Source organism: Streptomyces sp. CRN 30 (assembly GCF_034105845.1).
In genome coordinates, this window is sequence record NZ_JAVRHI010000208.1 from 1 (window position 1) to 19418 (window position 19418).

At 73.4% G+C, this 19418-nt stretch carries 19 protein-coding genes; 10 read left to right on the forward strand and 9 right to left on the reverse strand.

What is annotated here, in order from left to right; genetic code table 11:
• Nucleotides 1–192 precede the first annotated feature (192 nt).
• Both cobF and UW392_RS22135 read left to right on the forward strand, forming a co-directional pair.
• Complete coding sequence (cobF, locus tag UW392_RS22130; protein WP_320776810.1) at nucleotides 193–969, forward strand: precorrin-6A synthase (deacetylating); 777 nt, start codon at nucleotides 193–195, stop codon at nucleotides 967–969.
• A gap of 61 nt (nucleotides 970–1030) precedes the next feature.
• Entirely contained in the window at nucleotides 1031–3112 is a 2082-nt protein-coding gene (locus UW392_RS22135) for an MDR family MFS transporter (protein ID WP_320776811.1), read from the forward strand.
• Between the two features lie 49 nt (nucleotides 3113–3161).
• Here UW392_RS22135 and UW392_RS22140 read toward each other — a convergent pair whose 3' ends face one another.
• The 3 genes from UW392_RS22140 to UW392_RS22150 form a co-directional block, all read right to left on the reverse strand.
• Complete coding sequence (locus UW392_RS22140) at nucleotides 3162–3941, reverse strand: sulfite exporter TauE/SafE family protein (protein ID WP_320776812.1); 780 nt, start codon at nucleotides 3939–3941, stop codon at nucleotides 3162–3164.
• A gap of 115 nt (nucleotides 3942–4056) precedes the next feature.
• The gene (locus tag UW392_RS22145; RefSeq protein WP_320776813.1) at nucleotides 4057–5571 is read right to left on the reverse strand and encodes a long-chain fatty acid--CoA ligase; all 1515 of its coding nucleotides are present in this window, start codon (nucleotides 5569–5571) and stop codon (nucleotides 4057–4059) included.
• Nucleotides 5572–5703: 132 nt separating this feature from the next.
• Nucleotides 5704–6891: a thiolase family protein gene (locus tag UW392_RS22150; RefSeq protein WP_320776814.1), complete on the reverse strand. Its 1188-nt coding sequence runs from the start codon at nucleotides 6889–6891 to the stop codon at nucleotides 5704–5706.
• A 163-nt stretch (nucleotides 6892–7054) separates the two neighbouring features.
• Between UW392_RS22150 and UW392_RS22155 the strand changes: the two genes are divergently transcribed.
• From UW392_RS22155 to UW392_RS22175, 5 genes are all read left to right on the forward strand, one after another.
• Complete coding sequence (locus tag UW392_RS22155; protein WP_320776815.1) at nucleotides 7055–7864, forward strand: alpha/beta hydrolase; 810 nt, start codon at nucleotides 7055–7057, stop codon at nucleotides 7862–7864.
• Nucleotides 7865–8165: 301 nt separating this feature from the next.
• On the forward strand, nucleotides 8166–8648 hold the full coding sequence (locus UW392_RS22160; protein ID WP_320776816.1) for a DNA starvation/stationary phase protection protein: 483 nt from the start codon (nucleotides 8166–8168) through the stop codon (nucleotides 8646–8648).
• A 62-nt stretch (nucleotides 8649–8710) separates the two neighbouring features.
• Nucleotides 8711–9043, forward strand: coding sequence for a DUF3140 domain-containing protein (locus tag UW392_RS22165; RefSeq protein ID WP_320776817.1), 333 nt, complete (start codon nucleotides 8711–8713; stop codon nucleotides 9041–9043).
• Nucleotides 9044–9045: 2 nt separating this feature from the next.
• Nucleotides 9046–9696: an endonuclease gene (locus UW392_RS22170; protein ID WP_320776818.1), complete on the forward strand. Its 651-nt coding sequence runs from the start codon at nucleotides 9046–9048 to the stop codon at nucleotides 9694–9696.
• Nucleotides 9697–9929: 233 nt separating this feature from the next.
• Complete coding sequence (locus UW392_RS22175) at nucleotides 9930–10457, forward strand: NUDIX hydrolase family protein (protein ID WP_320776841.1); 528 nt, start codon at nucleotides 9930–9932, stop codon at nucleotides 10455–10457.
• Between the two features lie 243 nt (nucleotides 10458–10700).
• Here UW392_RS22175 and mnhG read toward each other — a convergent pair whose 3' ends face one another.
• The 6 genes from mnhG to UW392_RS22205 are packed head-to-tail and all read right to left on the reverse strand — an operon-like array spanning nucleotide 10701 to nucleotide 17358.
• Nucleotides 10701–11069 (reverse strand): monovalent cation/H(+) antiporter subunit G, encoded by a 369-nt coding sequence (gene mnhG, locus UW392_RS22180; RefSeq protein ID WP_320776819.1) that lies wholly within the window; start codon nucleotides 11067–11069, stop codon nucleotides 10701–10703.
• Entirely contained in the window at nucleotides 11066–11383 is a 318-nt protein-coding gene (locus UW392_RS22185; protein ID WP_320776820.1) for a monovalent cation/H+ antiporter complex subunit F, read from the reverse strand. Before UW392_RS22185 ends, mnhG begins: the two co-directional genes overlap by 4 nt.
• A complete protein-coding gene (locus UW392_RS22190) occupies nucleotides 11380–11991 on the reverse strand; it encodes a Na+/H+ antiporter subunit E (RefSeq protein WP_320776821.1) in 612 nt (203 codons plus the stop codon). The genes UW392_RS22185 and UW392_RS22190 overlap by 4 nt, the downstream gene beginning before the upstream one ends.
• Nucleotides 11988–13661: a Na+/H+ antiporter subunit D gene (locus UW392_RS22195; protein WP_320776822.1), complete on the reverse strand. Its 1674-nt coding sequence runs from the start codon at nucleotides 13659–13661 to the stop codon at nucleotides 11988–11990. Before UW392_RS22195 ends, UW392_RS22190 begins: the two co-directional genes overlap by 4 nt.
• Nucleotides 13658–14440: a Na(+)/H(+) antiporter subunit C gene (locus UW392_RS22200; protein WP_320776823.1), complete on the reverse strand. Its 783-nt coding sequence runs from the start codon at nucleotides 14438–14440 to the stop codon at nucleotides 13658–13660. Before UW392_RS22200 ends, UW392_RS22195 begins: the two co-directional genes overlap by 4 nt.
• Nucleotides 14437–17358, reverse strand: a complete 2922-nt coding sequence (locus tag UW392_RS22205; protein ID WP_320776824.1) for a Na+/H+ antiporter subunit A — start codon at nucleotides 17356–17358, stop codon at nucleotides 14437–14439. Before UW392_RS22205 ends, UW392_RS22200 begins: the two co-directional genes overlap by 4 nt.
• A gap of 304 nt (nucleotides 17359–17662) precedes the next feature.
• On the opposite strand from UW392_RS22205, the gene UW392_RS22210 reads away from it, so the two are divergent.
• The 3 genes from UW392_RS22210 to UW392_RS22220 all read left to right on the forward strand — a co-directional run bounded on the left by UW392_RS22210 (nucleotide 17663) and on the right by UW392_RS22220 (nucleotide 19417).
• Nucleotides 17663–17998: a hypothetical protein gene (locus tag UW392_RS22210; protein WP_320776825.1), complete on the forward strand. Its 336-nt coding sequence runs from the start codon at nucleotides 17663–17665 to the stop codon at nucleotides 17996–17998.
• A gap of 112 nt (nucleotides 17999–18110) precedes the next feature.
• On the forward strand, nucleotides 18111–18932 hold the full coding sequence (locus UW392_RS22215) for a hypothetical protein (protein ID WP_320776826.1): 822 nt from the start codon (nucleotides 18111–18113) through the stop codon (nucleotides 18930–18932).
• Nucleotides 18929–19417: an RDD family protein gene (locus UW392_RS22220; protein ID WP_320776827.1), complete on the forward strand. Its 489-nt coding sequence runs from the start codon at nucleotides 18929–18931 to the stop codon at nucleotides 19415–19417. Before UW392_RS22215 ends, UW392_RS22220 begins: the two co-directional genes overlap by 4 nt.
• The last annotated feature ends 1 nt before the right edge of the window (nucleotide 19418 follow it).

A 19418-nucleotide genomic window follows, 5' to 3' on the forward strand; every position in this document is an offset into this window, starting at 1 on the left:
CGCGGCCGTACGGGATCGGTCTCGCCGCCGTCGCCGCGTGGGCGCGGGAGCTGGCGGCCGAGGTCGAGCGGGGCGGCGGTCCCGTGGACGCGGCGGCGCGGGCGCCCCGGCTGAGTGACTGAGCGGCCGGGTGGCTGAGCGGAGCCGGGGGCGGTGGTGGTGTCCGCCGCGGCTTACGGCAGACTCGGACGCGTGCGGAAGATCCATGTCATCGGTATCGGCGCGGGCGACCCCGAGCAGCTGACCCTCCAGGCGGTGCGGGCCATGCGGGGCACCGACGTCTTCTTCGTCCTGGACAAGGGCGAGGTGAAGGCCGACCTCACGCGGCTGCGCCGGGACATGCTCGACGCGCACGTACCCACGGGGACGTACCGGGTCGTCGAGGCCCGGGACCCGGAGCGGGACCGGACGGCGGGCGGTGCCTCCTACTCCCCCGCGGTCGGCGACTGGCGTTCGGCCCGCGCCGACGTCTACGAGGGGCTGATCGCCGGGGAACTGGGCGAGGACCAGGTCGGGGCCTTCCTCGTGTGGGGCGATCCGGCGCTGTACGACAGCACCCTCGGGATTCTGGAGGAGGTGCTGGGGCGGGGCGCGGTGGAGTTCACGTACGACGTCGTGCCCGGCATCAGCAGTGTGTCCGCGCTGGCCGCCCGGCACCGTACCGGGCTGAACCGGGTCGCGCGGCCCGTGCAGATCACCACCGGGCGGCGCCTGGCCGGTGAGGGTTTCCCCGACGGGGTGGACGACGTCGTGGTGATGCTGGACGCGCGGCAGGCGTTCCGGCAGTACGCCGGTGAGGACATGCACATCTACTGGGGTGCCTATCTCGGCACCCCGGACGAGATCCTCGTCTCGGGACCGGTCGCCGAGGCGGCGCCCCGGATCGAGCGGCTGCGGGCCGAGGCCCGGGAGCGCAAGGGCTGGATCATGGACACGTACCTGCTGCGCCGCGGCCCCGGGGACGGCTGACCCCTCCCCGGGCGGACGTCCCCCACATGCGTGGCCCCGGCACCGGTGTGATCGTGGCCGTGTGACAGTCGCCGAGGAAACGCCACGGACCGCAGCCGCCCAGCCGCCCGTGCTGGACCGGCGGCGGCGCAACGTCGTCTTCGCCACCATCGTGCTGGGCATGCTGCTCGCGGCCCTGGACCAGACGATCGTGGGTACCGCCCTGCCGACGATCGTCTCGGACCTCGGCGGCGCCGAGCACATGTCCTGGGTGGTCACCTCCTACCTGCTCGCCGAGACCGTCGCCACGGTGCTGGTCGGCAAGTTCGGTGACCTCTTCGGCCGCAAGATCGTCTTCCAGATCTCGGCGATCGTGTTCATCGTGGGCTCGTTCCTGTGCGGGCTCGCCACGAACATGCCCCTGCTGATCGTCTGGCGGGCGATGCAGGGCGTCGGCGCCGGCGGGCTGATGGTGACCGCGATGGCGCTGATCGCCGACGTGATCCCGCTGCGCGAGCGCGGCAAGTACCAGGGCGCCATCGGCGCGGTGTTCGGCGTGTCGACGGTCATCGGTCCGCTGCTCGGCGGGCTCTTCACCGACCACCTGTCGTGGCGGTGGGCGTTCTACGTCAACGTGCCGATCGCGATCGTCGTCGTGCTCGCCGCCGCCCGGACCATCCCGGTGGTGAAGTCGGCGGTCCGGCCGGTCATCGACTACCTGGGCATCGCGCTGGTGGCGGTCGGCGCGAGCGCGCTGATCCTCGCCACGAGCTGGGGCGGCAACCAGTACGCCTGGGGCTCGCCGGTCATCATCGGCCTGTTCGCGGGCGGGTTGATCGCGCTCGCGCTGTTCTGCCTGGTGGAGACCCGGGCGGCCGAGCCGATGCTGCCGATGAAGCTCTTCCGCAACCCGGTCTTCACGGTCTGCTCGATCCTCAGCTTCATCGTCGGCTTCGCCATGCTCGGCGCGATGACGTACCTGCCGAGCTACCTCCAGTACGTCGACGGCGACTCGGCGACGGTGTCGGGGGTGCGGACCCTGCCGATGGTCGTCGGGCTGCTGGCCTTCTCCGTCTTCAGCGGCACCGTGGTCAGCCGGACGGGCAAGTACCGGCTCTTCCCCGTCGCCGGCGCGCTGGTGATGGCGTTGGGGCTGTGGCTGATGTCCCGGATGGGTCCGTCCACCGGCGCGGCGCTGGAGTCGCTGTACATGTTCGTGCTGGGCGCCGGCATCGGACTGTGCATGCAGGTGCTGGTCATCGCCGTGCAGAACACCGTCGACTACGCCGACCTCGGCACCGCCACCTCGGGCGTCACCTTCTTCCGTACGCTCGGCAGCTCCTTCGGCACCGCCGTCTTCGGCACGATCTACGCCAACGCCCTCACCCCCAACCTGCGGGACGGGGTCGCCGAGGCGGCGGCCACGGGGGTGGCGGACCCGGCCTCGATCGGCCGGGCGGCGACCAGTCCGGAGGGCGTGCACGACCTGCCGTCGCAGGCGGCGGGCCCGGTCATCGACGCCTACGCGGACACCATCCAGACCGTCTTCCTGTGGACGGTGCCGGTGGCGGCCCTCGGCTTCGTGGTCGCCCTCTTCCTCAAGCAGGTCCAGCTGCGCGACAGCGCGCGGGCCGGCTCCACCGACCTGGGCGAGGGTTTCGCGCAGCCGAACGACACCGACTCGCGCCGGGTGCTGGAATCGTCCGTGGGGAAAATCATCGGCACCACTCGGCTGGACACCGCGCGGCGGATCATCTCCGCGAGCGACACCCGGCTGGACCCCGCGGGGGCGTGGGCGGTGATGCAGGTCGAGCTGTTCACGCGGCTGGTCGGGCACGCCGGGCTCGGTCTGATCGCCGCGCGGCACCGGGTGCCGCCGGAGGTGCTGCTGCCGGTCTTCGACCGCATGGTGGACGAGGGGTACCTGACCCGGGACGGTTCGCTGCTGTCGCACACCGCGGCCGGTGCCCGGGAGGCGGCGGTGATCGGCCGGGCCTGGACCTCCTGGCTTGAGGACCGGGTGGAGCGGGACATCGGGCGGCCCAGCGACGCGGAGGTGCGGGCCGCGGTCGACTCGATCGCCAAGCGGCTGCTGGTCGAGGACCTGAGCAGTGGGATGCCGGCGCGGGTGCGGCAGCCGGTGGGCGCGACCATGGGGGCCTGACCTCAGGACCTGAGGATGTCAGGGTCTCAGGGGCCAGGGCCCCAGGGCCTCAGCGCAGGAGCAGTTGGAGGCCGCCCAGTACGGTCGCCGCGATGACCAGCCGTTCGAACAGCCGCTGGTTGATCCGGTCCACGGCCCACTTGCCGAGCAGCGCCCCCGGCACCACGAACAGCACGAGCGCCGCGTCGAGGAGCAGCGAGTACCCGTCGATCAGTCCCAGGCCCACGCTGAACGGCAGCTTGGAGACGTTGACTATCAGGAAGAAGAAGGCGGAGGTGCCGAGGAAGCCGAGCTTGCGGAAGCCGGCCGAGAGCAGGTACAGCGACATCACCGGGCCGCCCGCGTTGGCGACCATGGTGGTGAAGCCGCCGAGCACACCGTAGGAGCGGGCCTTCAGGCGTCCGGAGCGGGTGGCGGCCCCGTCGGCCTCCGGGGGCTCGGGCGCCTCGGCCGTCCGCCGCCGCCACACCGTCACCCCGGCCATCACCAGCAGGATCGCGCCGATGGACATCCGTACGGCGCCGTCGCCGGCCCACATCAGGAAGAGGGTGCCGGCGACCACACCGGCCCCGACCGCGGGGAAGAGCCGCCAGAGCGTGGGCCAGTGCGCGTGCCGCCGGTAGGTGAGGACGGCGAGGACGTCCCCGGCGATCAGGATCGGCAGCAGGACGCCGGTGGAGGCGCGGGCGGGCAGCAGCGCCGCGAAGATCGCGAGGCTGACGGTGTTGGCCCCGCTCACGGCCGTCTTGGAGAAGCCGACGAGCAGGGCCGCGAGGGCCAGTCCCGCGAACCCCCAGCCGGTGAGGTGCCAGTGCGTCATCATGTCCATTACGGGACCCGATGCTATGCGCGCCCGGCCGGCGGCGGCACAGCCGTCTCGCCCGGCGGTCACCCGACACCGGTCGCCCCCTGGCAGTCACCCGGCAACGGTCACCCCACGGCGGTCACCCGACGGGGGTGTACCGTGCCCGCAGCTCCCGCTTGAGCACCTTCATGCTGGGGCCGAGCGGCAGCGCGTCGGTGAACTCCACGCGGCGCGGGTACTTGTGCCGGCCGAGGTGCTCCTTGGACCACTCGGTGATCCCGGCGGCGTCCGGCTCGGTGCCGGGCGCGGGGACGACGACGGCGCAGATCTCCTCGCCGTGCAGGTCGTCCGGGAGTCCGATGACGGCGACCTGGGCGATGCCGGGGTGGCGGGCGAGGACCTCCTCGACCTCGCGCGGGTAGACGTTGTAGCCGCCGCGGATGATGACGTCCTTCTTGCGGTCGACGATGCGCAGGAACCCCTCGTCGTCCTTGGTGCCGAGGTCCCCGGTGCGGAACCAGCCGTCGGCCATGGCCTCGGCGGTGGCCTCGGGGCGGCCGAGGTAGCCGGAGAAGACGTTGTGGCCGCGGACGACGACCTCGCCGAGTGCGCCGGGCGGCAGGAGTTCGACGCGGCCCTCGACGTCGGCGCGGGCGATCTCGACGTCGACGCCCCACAGCGGGTGGCCGATGGTGCCGGGTTTCGCGCCGAACGCCGGCTGGTTGACGGCCGCCGCCGGGGAGGTCTCGGAGAGTCCGTACCCCTCGTAGATCCTGGCGCCGAAGGCTTCCTCGAACCGTTCCAGGACGGCGACCGGCAGGGAGGCGCCGCCGGAGACGCAGACGCGCAGGGCGGGCAGGGCCTCGGCGCCGGCCGCCGCGGCGGCGAGGGCGACGAACATGGTGGGCACGCCGTGGAAGGTGTCGACCTTCTCCCGGACCATCAGTTCCACGGCCCGCGCGGCGTCGAAGCGGGGCAGCAGCACGAGGGTGGCCCCGGCGCGCCAGACGGAGTTCATGGAGACGGTCTGGCCGAAGGCGTGGAAGAGCGGCAGGGCGCCGAGGGCGATGTCCTCGGGCCGGATGTCGTTGGCGTCGAAGGCGTTGACGGTCGCGTTCATCACCAGGTTGAAGTGGCTGAGCAGGGCGCCCTTGGGGACGCCGGTGGTGCCGCTGGTGTAGAAGACGACGGCCGGGTCGTCGGCGTCGCGGGTGACGTACGACGGCAGCGGTGCGGCGTCGGCGGCGAGCTTCGCGAACTCCTCGCCGAGGACGACGACCCGTACCCCGGCGGCGCGGGCCGCGGCCGTGCCGGTCTCCGCCTGCGCCGGGTGACAGAGCAGCAGGGTGCTGCCGCTGTCCGTGAGGACGTGCTCGACCTCCTCGGCGGAGAGCAGCAGGTGGACGGGGACGACCACGCCGCCCGCCGCGGCGATCGCGTAGTACGCCTGCGGGAACTCGGCGGTGTTGGGCGCCATCAGCGCGACCCGGTCCCCGGGCCGGACGCCGAGACCGGCGAGCGCGCCGGCGCGGGCCAGGGCGTTCTGCCACACCTGGCCGAACGTGAGCCGCAGGTCGCCTTCGACCAAGGCCTCCTTGTGCGGGCGGCGCCGGGCGTTCTCGGCGAGGATCGCGGCGACGGAGAGGGTTGCCATCGGGTGTTGCTCCGTTTCCTTGCGGCTCTGCGGGGGCGGGAGGATCGTGCGGGTCTTCCGTGAAGTCCGTGGATTCCGTGAAGTCCGTGAAGTCCGTGGATTCCGTGGATTCCGTGGATTCCGCGGGTGGGGTCAGCTCCGTTCGACGAGGACCGCGCTGCCCTGTCCGACACCGACGCACATGGTGGCCAGCCCGCGGGCCGCTCCCGTGTGCCGCATGCGGTGGAGCAGGGTGGTGAGGATGCGGGCGCCGGAGCAGCCGAGCGGGTGGCCGAGGGCGATGGCGCCGCCGTAGGGGTTGACCAGTTCGGGGTCGATGCCCAGCTGGTCGACGCAGGCGAGGGCCTGGGCGGCGAACGCCTCGTTGAACTCGGCCTCGTCGAGGTCGTCGATGCTCCACCCGGCGCGGGCGAGGACCTTGCGGGTGGCGGGGACCGGGCCGATGCCCATGACGTCGGGGTGGACGCCGGCCGAGCCGCCTGCGACGTAACGGCCGAGGGACTCCAGGCCCAGTTCCTCCAGGGCCTCCTCGCTGACGAGGAGGAGGCCGGCGGCGCCGTCGTTCATCGGGGAGGCGTTGCCCGCGGTGACGGTGCCGCCCTCGCGGAACACGGGCTTGAGGCGGGCGAGCCTCTCGGGCGAGGTGTCCTCGCGGACGCACTCGTCGGCCGTCACGGTCCCGCCGTCGGGGCGGGTGACGGGGAGCAGTTCGGCGTCGAAGCGGCCCTTCGCGCGGGCCTCGGCGGCGAGGCGGTGGCTGCGCAGCGCGAAGGCGTCCTGCCGCTCGCGCGTCACCCCATACCGCTCGGCGACCTCCTCGGCGGTCTCGCCCATGGCGAGGACGCCGTGCAGGTCCTTCATCGCCGGGTTGACCAGGCGCCAGCCGAGCCGGGTGTCGGCGGTCTCCAGGCGGTGCGGGAGCGCCTCGTCGGGGCGGGGCAGGACGAAGGGGGCGCGGCTCATCGACTCCGAGCCGCCCGCCAGCACGATGTCGGCCTCGCCGGCGGCGATCGCGCGGGCGGCGGTGGTGACGGCCTCCAGCCCGGAGGCGCACAGGCGGTTGACGGTGGCGCCGGGGACGGTGTCGGGCAGGCCCGCGAGGAGGGCGGCCATGCGGGCGACGTTGCGGTTGTCCTCGCCGGCCTGGTTGGCGGCGCCCCAGTAGACGTCGTCGACGCGGGCGGGGTCGAGGGCGGGTTCGCCGGCGAGCAGTCCCCTGATGACAGCGGCGGCGAGGTCGTCGGGGCGGACGGTGGACAGGGCGCCGCGGAGCTTGCCGATCGGGGTGCGGCGGGCGGCCGCGAAGTGGACGGGACGCACGAGGGGGCTCCTGACGGTCGTCGCTCGGCCGACCGGCGGCCCGCCCGCGCGGGCCGGTCCACGACGACCGTTAATTAGCACTGCTAGTTTTGGACTATAGACCGCCTGCCGGTCCCCTGGGAAGATCCGTCTCCTGACCTTCACCGACGCAGCTGGAGGACCCGTGACCGAGACCCGCGAGCACACCCTGTCCGGAACCCGGGGACGGATCTTCGTCCGCGAGTGGCACGCCGGGCACCCCCGGTACGTGGCCCTGCTGACGCACGGCTACGGCGAGCACACCGGCCGGTACGAGGAGGTCGCCGGCGTGCTCACCGCGCACGGCGCGGCCGTCCTCGGCCCCGACCACCTCGGGCACGGCAGGTCGGACGGCGAGCGGGTGCTGATCGAGGACTTCGAGGACGTCGTCGACGACGTGCACACCGTCGCCGAGACGGCCCGCGCCGCCCACCCGGGGCTGCCGGTCGTCATGGTCGGGCACTCGATGGGCGGTCTGATCGCCGCCCGCTACGCCCAGCGCCACCCGGGCGTCCTGACCGCGCTGGTGCTCTCCGGACCGGTGATCGGCGAGTGGGAGCTGCCCCGCCGGCTGCTCGCCCTGGACGAGATCCCGGACACGCCGATCAGCACCGCCGCGCTCTCCCGGGACCCGGCGGTCGGCGCGGCGTACGCGGCGGACCCGCTGGTGTGGCACGGCCCCATGAAGCGGCCCACGGTGGAGGCGTTCGCGCGGACGCTGAAGACCGTCGGCCACGGCGGCGACGCCGGCGCGCTCCCGGTGCTGTGGCTGCACGGCGACGACGACCGGCTGGTGCCGCTGTCCAGCAGCCGGGTCGGCGTCGAGCGGTTCGACGGCGGGGACCTGACGGTACGGATCTATCCGGGCGCCCGGCACGAGGTCTTCCTGGAGACCTGCCGCGACCAGGTGTTCGCCGACCTGACCGGCTTCCTCGACGGGGTGCTCGCCCGGTAGCGCGGCGGGTGTTTGCGCAGGTACCGCCGGGGCACCCGGAGGTTCATGGACCGGTTGCGCCGCGTGGCCCCGGCGGGGGAGGACGAGGAGCCGCCTCCGACCGCGGGCCCGGCCGGTGACTCCGGCCGCCGCACCCGTTCCGTGTCCGGTGACCGGTGCCCGTCCCGTGTCCGGCGTCCGCGCCGGGCAGTGGACGGCCCCCGGACTTCCGGGCACGTACCGGCGGGCGTGGCGCACCGGGTCCGTGACCGCGAGGGCCCTCAAGGCCCGCCACCATCGACGCAGCTAGGAGCAGCACCGTATGACTGTCGTGAAGAGCACGATTCCGGAGTCGGCCCGCCAGGTCACCGGGGACGCGCTGCAGAACACGCTCGTGGACCTCCTCGGGCTCTCGCTGATCGCGAAGCAGGTGCACTGGAACATCGTCGGGCCGCGGTTCCGCTCGATCCACCTCCAGCTCGACGAGGTCGTCTCGACGGCCCGGGAGTACGCGGACACCGTCGCGGAGCGTTCGTCGGCGCTCGGCATGCCGGCCGACGGCCGCCCCGAGACGATCGCGACCGCGTTCACCCTCCCCTCCCCGAAGGACGGCTGGGTGCGGGACACCGACGCGGTCGCGCTGATGTCGGAGACGCTGGAGACGGCGATCGGGCGGCTGCGCGAGCGGATCAAGGCCACCGACGAACCCGACCCGGTCACCCAGGACCTGCTGATCGCCATCACCGCCGACCTGGAGAAGCAGCGCTGGATGTTCGACGCCGAGAACTGGCCGCAGGAGGACTGACCGGCCGCTCCGGCCGCCACCGCACGTACGCACCACGGAACAGCAAGGGAAAGGCGCACCTCATGGCCGACGCCCTCGAACTCGACGCGCTGTGGGAGGACTTCCACCGCGTGGTGAACATGACCTCCGCCGAACTCTCCGCCTGGCTGCGCGTCTCGGACGCCGACGAGGTGACCGAACCGCTCCCGGACCAGGCCGGCTCGCCCACCGGGCAGCACGTCCTCGCCATCCTCCAGAAGCGCCGGACCGACCTCACCGAGGCCGACCTGGACGTGATGCGGGAGGTCGTGGACTCGGTCACCGAGCAGACGGACGTGGAGAACGAGCCCGACGCGGAGGACACCCGCCGACGGCACCGGCTGATGACGCTCGGCCACGACCCGCTCAAGGCATAGCCGTGGACCGGGACGCGCGCGTCGTACGGGAACTCGTGGGCGCGCACGGACGGACGTACGCCGAGGAGGCGGGCATCCGGCTGAAGGACACCCCGCAGCCGCTGTACCGGCTGCTGGTCCTGGCCCATCTGCTCAGTGCCCGCATCCGCGCCTCGATCGCCGTGTCCACCGCCCGCGCGCTGCGCGAGGCGGGGCTCGGCGGTCCCCGGCAGATGGCCGACGCCAGCTGGCAGCAGCGGGTGGACGCGCTGGGGCGCGGCGGTTACCGGCGCTACGACGAGCGGACCGCCACCCAGCTCGGCGACGAGGCGGAGCTGCTGAACGACCGCTGGGGCGGTGATCTGCGGCGGCTGCGCGCGGAGGCGGACGGCGACGTCCGGAGCCTCCGTCGGCTGCTTCAGGAGTTCGACGGGATCGGGCCGACCGGCGCCGACATCTTTCTGCGCGAGGCGCAGGGCGTCTGGCCGGAAACGGCCCCCTACCTGGACCGCAAGGCCCTCCAGGGCGCCGGGCGCCTCGGTCTTCCGGAGGACCCCGGCCGCCTCGTCTCCGCCGCGGGCGGGACCGACCCGGCCGTGCTCGCCGCGGCGCTGGTCCGCGCGGCGGTGGACCACGACGTGGCGGCAGAGGCCCGCGCGGCAGCGCCGGCCTGACCTGCACCGATGAGCGGGCCGCCGGTTCCGGGCCGGTGCGGTCACCCCCGACCGTCCGCACCGGCCCGGCCCGGCGGCCGTACCGCCGCCACCGCGTGGAGCCGCCTCGCCCCGCGCACCGATCCCGCGGATTGAACCTTCGAACGCAATCACGGCGACGCGCCCGTGGTGGCTTCCGCCACGGAGTACTGCCGCGGGACAGGCCCGGAAAGTATGATCAAGCGATGGCTGACATGACCGAAACCACGCCGGGCTGGCTCACCACCGACGAGCTCGAATCGGCGCGCGCCCGCATGCCCATCCTCTACGTCGAGGCCGTGCCCGTGCGCGTCGACGACAGCGGTGAAGTCACCAGCGTCGGCCTGCTGCTGCGCATCGGACCCGACGGGACGGTCAGCCGGACCCTGGTCTCGGGCCGGGTGCTCCACCACGAGCGGGTCCGGGACGCCCTGCTGCGTCATCTGGAGAAGGACCTCGGTCCGGTGGCGCTGCCCCGGGTCCCGGCCGCGCTCCAGCCCTTCACGGTCGCCGAGTACTTCCCGACCCAGGGCGTCACCCCGTACCACGACCCGCGCCAGCACGCGGTGTCGCTCGCCTACGTCGTGCCGGTGACCGGCGACTGCCGGCCCCGGCAGGACGCGCTCGACCTCGTGTGGTTCAGCCCTCAGGAGGCGCTCTCCCCGGCGGTGCAGAGCGAGATGCCCGGCGGCCACGGTGTGCTGCTGAAGCAGGCGCTGGCCCACCTGGGCTGCGTGGCCTGAGCGGTCAGTGACCGCCCTCCGGTTCTCCCTGGCCCCGCCAGGGCCTGGCGAGGACCGTGAGGGCGAGCGCCGCCAGGGCCACGGAGACCAGCATGATCACGGCCATCGGCACCGAGCTGTCCTCGGCGACGCCGAGGCTCAGCAGGGTGTTCAGCCGCAGCCGTCCGGCCAGCTTGGAGAAGACGAACCCGGCGGCGAGGATGCCGACCGCGTTGACGGCGACAGCCGCTGAGGGCTGTCGTCCTATCGGTGCTGGTGGCCGTCCTCGTCGCTGAGCTGCGGGTCGAGGTCGTCGTGGAGCAGGCCGTGGCTGCCGGTCTGGCCGGTGCGGTAGGCGGAGCGGGCCACCAGGTGGGAGGCGACCGGGCTGGTGAGGAACTGGAAGAAGACGATGAGCGCCAGCGTGCCCAGGTCGATGCCGTTGCGCAGTCGCAGCGCGACCCCGACCAGGACGAGCAGCATCCCGAGGGTCTGCGGCTTGGTCGCGGCGTGGCTGCGGGAGAGCACGTCGGGGAAGCGGAGCATGCCGATCACGCCCAGCAGGCACTGGAAGCAGCCGAGCAGCAGCAGGACCGCGCCGAGCAGCCCGGCGGCCTCGGCCAGGGCGCTCACCGGTGGTCCTCCGTGCCGTCCGGGCGGACCGCGGGCCGGTCGCGCACAGCGATGAAGCGGGCGATGCCCACCGAGCCGGTGAAGCCGAGGAAGGCCAGCACGAGCATGACGGGGAAGTAGAAGGAGTCGCCGTCGTGGGCGGCCTTGGCGCCGATCCCGGCGATGATGAGGGCGGCGGCCACGTCCAGGGCGACCGCGCGGTCCAGCATCGAGGGGCCCCGCCAGATGCGGAAGAGCAGCAGGGCGCCCGCGACGAGGATCATCACGACCGAGGCGATCAGCATGGACTCCTCGACGGTGTGCAGGACGTTCACCGCTCCCCTTCCGTTTCTTCGGCTTCTTCGGCGGCGGGCCGGGCGACGTGGCCGATGTCCTCGGCGGTGCCGAAGGCGCGGGCGACGAGTTCCTCCATGCGCCACACCGACCGGCGGGCGCTCTCGACGGCGCCGGGGTCGTCGGCGTCCAGGACGTGCAGGAAGAGGGTGGCGGTCGCGCGCCGCACCTCGATGATGGAGCCGCCGGGGACGTTGGAGACGGCGACGGCCACGGCGGTGAGCATCAGGTCGCCGCGCACCCGCAGCGGTACGGCGATCACCGCAGCCTGGTAGGGGCCCTCGGCGAAGATCTGCCGGGTCACCTCGACGCTGGAGGAGACCATGTCGTAGAGCAGGTAGGCGGCGAGGCGGACGATGCCCACGGGGTGCAGTCTGAGGCCGAGGTCGACGGCGGGCAGCGGGAAGGCGAGGCAGACGCAGACCGCCACGATGACGCCGTTGACGAGGTTGGCCCAGGACAGCGTGCCCCACAGCAGCATCCAGATGACGGTCAGCCAGGCGATGAGCGGCAGGTCGAGGACGCGGCGCCCGGTGCCGCCGCCGAGGGTCCAGCTGTAGGGGGAACGGTCCCGGAAGAGGTCGCTCACTTCCCGAGCACCGCCTCGATGTAGGGGGTGCGGGCGAGGAGTTCGGCGGCGGCGTCCTCGGTGAAGGAGGTGAGGGGGCCGCCGAGCACGGTGTAGAGCAGGCCGAGGGCGACGGCGGCGGAGGTGGCGGCGACCATCGGCCACGGCAGGTGCTTGGTGGTGGTGATGGCCTGGCCGAGGAAGCTCGCGGGGACGACGGCACCGGCGGGGCCGGGGACGTGGCGGCGGGCGCCGGAGCCGGCCGCCTCCCGGTCGCCGCCCGCCCGGTCGTCCGCGCCGTCGTCGTCATCGGCGTCGTCGCCGTCGTCGTCCGGGGACTCCAGGACGACCCCCTCGTCCGTGGACCCCGGCGGGGCCTCGCGCCAGAACGCGAGGTTCCAGACCTTCGCCATGACGTACAGGGTGAGCAGGCTGGTCGCGGCGGAGCCCGCCACCAGGACCCACGCCCAGCCGCCGCCGTTCTCGACGCCGGCCCGCATCAGGCCGACCTTGCCGATGAAACCGGAGAGCGGCGGGATGCCCGCGAGGTTCATGGCGGGCACGAAGAACAGTACGGCGAGCAGCGGCGCGGTCTTCGCGAGGCCGCCGAGCCGGGTGAGTTCGGTGGTGCCGGCCCGCCGCTCGATCAGTCCGGCGACGAGGAAGAGCGTGGTCTGCACGGTGATGTGGTGGGCGACGTAGACGATCGCGCCGCCGAGCGCGTCCTGCCCGGCGAGGGCGATGCCGAAGACCATGTAGCCGATGTGGCTGATGAGGGTGAAGGACAGCACGCGTTTGAGGTCGGTCTGCGCGACCGCGCCGAGGATGCCGATGACCATGGAGAGGATCGCCGCGAGCATCAGCAGGTCGCCGAGGCGGTTGCCGGGGAAGAGCAGGGTCTGGGTGCGCAGCATCGAGTAGACGCCGACCTTGGTGAGCAGCCCGGCGAAGACGGCGGTGACCGGGGCGGGCGCGGTCGGGTAGGAGTCGGGCAGCCAGGCGGCGAGCGGGAAGACGGCCGCCTTGATGGCGAAGACCGTCAGCAGCATCGCCTCCAGCAGGGTGCGCGCCCCGATCGGCACCTCCTGGAGCCGGCCGGCGAGCTGCGCGAAGTTGACGGTGCCGGCGACCGCGTAGGTCATGGCGATGCCGATGAGGAACAGCAGCGAGGAGAAGAGCGAGATGATCACGTACGTGGAGCCGGCCCGGATGCGGGTGGCGGTGCCGCCGATGGTGAGCAGCACGAAGCTGGCGACGAGCATGATCTCGAAGCCGACGTAGAGGTTGACGAGGTCGCCCGCGAGGAACGTGCAGGAGACGCCCGCCACCAGGATCAGGTAGGCCGGGTGGAAGATGCCGAACGGCGTCTGGTCGTCGCGGTCGGCCATGCCCTGGCCCAGCGAGTACAGGTGGACGAGCAGGGTGACGGCGCTGGAGACCGTGAGCATCAGCCCCGCGAGGCGGTCGGCCACGAGGGTGATGCCGAGCGGCGGCGGGAAGTCGCCGAGGTCGACGTGGAGCGGGCCGTCGCGGTGGGCGGTGACCATGAGGATCACGGAGAGCACGAAGACGACGAAGAGCACGCCGAGGCTGATGAGCCGCTGGAACCGCTGGAGCCGCGGTCCGATGGCCAGCTTGACGCCGGTGACGAACAGCGGCAGCAGCACGGGGAGCGGGACGAGCGCGTTCACGGTGATCCTTCCTTACCGGCGCCCTCGGGGTCGTCGGGCTGGTCGGGTCCGGGGCCGGAGTCCGCCGTGGAGCCGCCCCCGGTGTCCTCGCCGGGGGCGTCGTCGGGTTCGCAGCCAGTCTCGCCGGGGTCGTTGGAGGGGCCCGCGTCCCGGGCGGGGGCCGGTCCGGGGCGGCCCGTGGCGTCGGTGGAGCCCTGTTCCTCGCCGGCGCGGTAGTCCTCCGGGTCGGCGCCGAGGATGTCGTTCCAGAGGTTGCCGGAGACGTCCGTGGCCCTGGCCTGGTAGGCGCGCTCCTCCCGTACCCGCTCGCGCAGCCGCTTGCGGGCGGCCCGGTAGCGGGCGCGGGCCTCGCGGGTGGAGCCGCGTTCGGCGCGGGCCTCGCGGTAGCGGCTGCGCAGTTCGCTGCGCCGGTCGAGGAACTCGGCGCGCAGCGCGACCAGCCGGTCCTCGGTGTCGTCGCTGATCTCGTCGGAGCCGGTGACCTGGTGGCTGCGGTAGGCCATGGAGAGCAGGAACGCGGTGGTGGCGAGGGTGATGACGATCGCGGTGAGCGCGATGGCCTGGGGCAGCGGGTCGGTGACGCGGTTGCGGATGACGCCCGGGTAGAGCAGCGGGGCGTCGCCGGCGCTGCCGGTGGAGGCGAGGACCAGCAGGTTGACGCCGTTGCCGAGGATCACGGCGCCGAGCAGGATGCGGGTCAGGGAGCGGGTGAGCAGCAGGACGCCGCCGACGGCGTTGAGGACCGCCGCGGTCACCAGCAGGGCAAGGCTCACGGTCATGCGGGGCCCGCCTCCTGCCGCGGGCCGCGCAGTGCGGCGGCCCGCTCGATCTGCCGGTCGATGCGCGCGCCGAGGGCGCGCACGATGTCGAGGACCACGCCGAGGACCAGCAGGTAGACGCCGCCGTCGAAGAGGACGGCGGTGGACATGTGGGCCTCGCCCCAGACGGGAAGGTGGCCGTGCCAGGTCCAGCCGTGCAGCACGGTGCCGTCGGCGAGTCCGGCGAGGGCCACGCCGGTGGAGAGGAAGAGGCCGAGTCCGGTGAAGAGGCCCGGCGCGAACGGGGCGGCGTCGGCGAGTTCGTGACGGCCGCCCGCGAGGTAGCGGGTGATGAAGGCGACGCCCGCGACGAGGCCCGCGACGAAGCCGCCGCCGGGGAGGTTCTCCGCGCACATCAGCAGGTAGAGGGAGAGGACGAGGATCGGGTGGTAGATGAGCCGGGCGACGACCTCCAGAACGACGGAGCGGCGCTCGGGGGCGAGGGTGGCGCCGGCCGCGAGCCAGGTCCGCTCGGGGGCGCCGTCCTCCGCGCCGGGCAGCCCGGCGAGGCTCTCCGAGGCGACGCTGCCCTCCGTGCGCAGAGCGGCCTCCGGGTGGTCGCCGGGCAGCGGCAGCACGGGCTGTTCCGCGCCCTCGGTGCGGCGGTGCAGGTAGATGAGGCTGGTGACGCCGACCGCGGCGACGGCGAGGACGGCGGACTCCCCCATCGTGTCCCAGGCCCGGAGGTCGACGAGGATCGTCGCGACGACGTCCTTGAGTCCGTGGTGGGCGACCTCCTCGACCATGGCCTGTCCGGCGGACCCGCCGTCCGGCCGGTGACCGGCCATGATCCACAGGACGACGGCGACGGCGGCGCCGCCCGCGAGGGCCAGCGGCATCCGCATCAGGCGCCGCAGCGGTACGAAGCTCTCCTCGAAGAGCACGGGCATGCGGCGCAGCACCAGCACGAAGACGATCATCGAGACGGTCTCGACGCAGAACTGGGTGAGGGCGAGGTCGGGCGCGCCCTGGAGGACGAAGAGCAGGGCGGTGCCGTAGCCGGTGAGCCCGGCGAGGACGACGGCCTTCATCCGGCGCCGCACACCGAGGCAGAGCAGCGCGACGACGCAGATCAGCAGCGCGACCCCGGCCTGCGCGGGGGTGTCCCACAGCCGCGGGGCGGGCGTCCCGGTCCAGGGTTCGTCGACGGCGAGGACGGCGATCTGCCCGGCCAGCACCACGCTGAGGGTGGTCACGAGGTACACCGACAGCGAGCCGCGCTGCACGAAGCCGGTGCACTGCAGGGCGGTGCGTTCCAGGCCGAGCAGCAGTCTGCCGAAGTTCTTGTCGGCGGAGCGCCACGCGAGTCTCGTCCCGGCGCGCTGGACGGGTCCGGCGGCGAGGAAGAGCAGGACACCGCCGGCCCAGGCCGCGCAGGACAGGACGAAGGCGAGACCGGCGCCGTGCCAGAGGGTCAGGTGGTACGGGTGCGCGGGCACGGGGTGGAACTGTTCCGCGTACGTCCCGAACAGCCCCTGGAGCGAGCCGGCACCGGCGCCGAGCACGAGGGAGGCCAGGGCCAGGACGGCGGGCGGCGCGAGGAAGGCGGCGGGGACCGGGTGGGCGGCGGTGTCCTCGACGCCGGGTTTGCGGGCGAAGGCGCCCCAGAGGTAGCGCAGGGTGTAGGCGGTGGTCAGCGCCGAGCCGATCACGGTCATGGCGAGCGCCCACCGGTCGGCGGTGTCCCCGTCGAGCAGCGACTGGAACGCGGCCTCCTTGGCGGCGAACCCGAGCAGCGGCGGTACGGCGGCCATCGACAGCCCCGCGACGACGGCGACGGCGGCCACGGCGGGCAGCCGCCGCCCGAGCCCCGACAGGCGTCTGAGGTCACGGGTGCCGGTGGCGTGGTCGACGATGCCGGTGACGAGGAAGAGCGGCGCCTTGAACAGGGCGTGGCCGAGGACCATCGCGAGGCCGGCGAGACCGGTGTCGTGCCGGCCGGCCCCGGTGAGGACGGTGAGGAAGCCGAGCTGGCTGACGGTGCCGTGGGCGAGGACGAGTTTGAGGTCGTTGAGCCGCAGCGCGCGCCAGCCGCCGAGCAGCATCGTGGCGCTGCCGAGCACGAGCAGCAGCGGCCGCCAGGGGGTGACCTCCGCGAAGGCGGGGGCGAGCCGGGCGATGAGGTAGATCCCGGCCTTGACCATCGCGGCGGCGTGCAGGTACGCGGAGACCGGGGTGGGGGCGGCCATCGCGTTGGGCAGCCACAGGCTGAACGGCCAGACCGCCGACTTGGACAGCGCGCCGACCAGGATCAGCACGACGGCCGCGGAGAGCGCGGCGGAGGCGGGCGGGGGGTCGGCGAGGATCGCGGAGATCCGGTAGGTCCCCGCCTCCTGACCCAGCAGCAGGAACCCGACGAGCATGGTGAGTCCGCCGAGCGTGGTGACGGTGAGGGCCTGAAGGGCGCTGCGCCGGTTCCGTTTCTGGTCGCTGGTCTGGCCGATCAGCAGGTACGAGAAGACGGTGGTCAGTTCCCAGAAGATGTACAGCAGGATCAGATCGTCGGCGAGGACCAGGCCGAGCATCGCCCCGGCGAAGGCGAGGAGGTTGCCGGCGAACCGGCCGAGCTGCGGGGAGTCGTCGTCGAAGTAGGAGACGCAGTAGACGAGGACGAGGGTGCCGACGCCGGCGGCGAGCAGCACCATGAGTTCGGCGAGGGCGTCCAGGCGCAGGGCCCAGTCCACGCGGTAGTCGGGCAGCCAGGACCACAGGGTGGTGTCGGCGCCGCCCGCCGCGGCCGTGCTCCACCGGGTGGCCGCCCAGACGGCGGCGGCCGCGGGCGGCAGCGCCAGCACGAGGAAGGCGCGGGTGCCGAGCCGGCGGACGAGCGGTGCCGCGAAGAGGGCGAGCGCGAAGTGGCAGAGGATGAGTGCGGTCATGCGGTGCGGGTCTGCCGGGCCGGGTGGGTGGGGGTGGGGCGAGGACGGGACACCCGACAGTGATATATCGGATATGTCGCCCGTAGGGTCCGGCACGCCGCAGGGGTGGCCGCGGTCCCCCGGCGGGTCCCGCCCAGGGGGTGACTCCCTCGGCGGGGCGGCGCGGTAGACAGGCCGTCGAGCAGGTTGCGATACGTACCGGGTACGCGGGAGGACCGGGCACGGATCGGCGGAGGTCGTACAGCCGTCCTGTCCAGGGGGAACCATGGCGTGGAGCGTTCCTTTCCCGTACCGCTTGTCGAAGATGGCGAGGGTCGCGCGGTGGCGGCCGCGGCGGGTCCGGGCCGGGGGCCCGGACGCCGGCGCGGTCGTGGTGCGGCACCAGGCGGGCTACCTGCTGATCCAGGTCCGGGAGGAGATCGGCCCGGCCGCGGAGGCGCGGCTCGGGCGCCTGCTGCACGGGGCGATCCGGCCCGGCGGTACGGGCATCCTGGTCGACCTGCGGCACACCGCGGGGCTCGGCGCGAGCGGCGCCAGCGTGCTGTGGCTCGCCCGCACGCTGGCGGAGCGTCACGGGGTGCCGCTGGCCTTCGTCCACGCCGACGAGGGCGGCGGGGCGGGCCTCACCCGGGGCGGATGATGTGCCGTGCCGTCGCGCGCTGTGCGGTCGACGGATGACGGGAACGACGGGAACACCACCGGCCGGCCCGGCCGGTTTCGTCGTCCGGTGCGTACGGTGCGTCGTCGGCGGCGTGGGCACCGCGGCGGACACGGCGCTGCGCGGGCTTCTCACAGCGGTACTGGACCGGGTCGACCCGGCGCCCCTGGTCGCCCGGGTCGACGTGAACCTGATCGCGGACAGAATCGACGTGAACCGCGTCGCGGCCCGCATCGACGTGGACCGGGTCGCCGACCGGGTGGACGTGGACCGGGTCGCTGATCGGGTGGATGTGAACCGGGTGGCGGACAAGGTGGATGTCGACCGGGTCGCCGACCGGGTGGACGTGGACCGGGTCGCCGGACGAGTCGACGTGGATCGCGTGGCGGGCAGAGTGGATGTTGACCGGGTGGCGGACCGGGTGGACGTGAACCGCGTCGCGGCCCGCGTCGATGTGAACCGGGTGGCCGAGCGCGTCGACGTCGATCGCGTGGCCCGGCGCGTCGACGTGAACGCCGTGGCGGGTCGGATCGACGTGAACGCCGTTGCCGACCGGATCGATGTCGGTCGCGTCGCGGAGCGGATCGACGTCGGTCGGGTGGCCGAGCGGGTCGATATCGACCGGATCGCCGATCGCGTCGACATCGACCGGATCGCCGAGCGGATCGACGTCGACCGGATCGCCGCGCGGCTGCGGGTCGACGCCGTCGTCGCCCGGATCGACCTGGTCGGGATCACCCGGGCCGTGCTGCGGGAGATCGACCTCGGGCAGATCGTCCGGGCGACGGGCGGCGGCATGGCCGCGGACACCACCGGTGCGCTCCGGGCGCTCGGTGAGCGTGGGGACCGGTCGGTGAACCGGTTCGCCGACCGCCTGCTCCGCCGCGCCGCGCCCCCCTCGAAGCCGTCCCCGTGACCGCGCCGGACGACGGGTCCCCCGGCGCGGGCAGGACCCGACCGGCCACACCCGGCAGCGCGTCCGGCGACGAGCCCGCCGGTGTCGTCACGCGGGCCGTTGCCGCCGTCGTCGACGGGGTGCTCGTCGCGGTCGCCGGGCTGGTCGTGCAAGTCGGGGCCGGGGGCGCGCGGTTGCTGGTGGCGGGGCCGCCGTACCGCGTGCCGGACCCGCCGGGGTGGCTGACCGGTGCCGTCGCCTGGGGGCTGGCCGTGACGTATCTGGCCGGTGCCTGGGCCGCCGTCGGGCACACGGCGGGCCACCGGCTGATGGGGCTGCGCGTCACCGGACGCGACGGACACCGCCTCGGCGTCCCGCGCTCCCTGCTGCGCGCCACCCTGTGCCTGGCCTTCCCGCTGGGCCTGTGCTGGATCCCGTTCAGCAGGCGCCGCGCCTCCACGCAGGACCTCCTCGTGGCGAGCGCCGTGCGCTACGACCGCCGCTGAC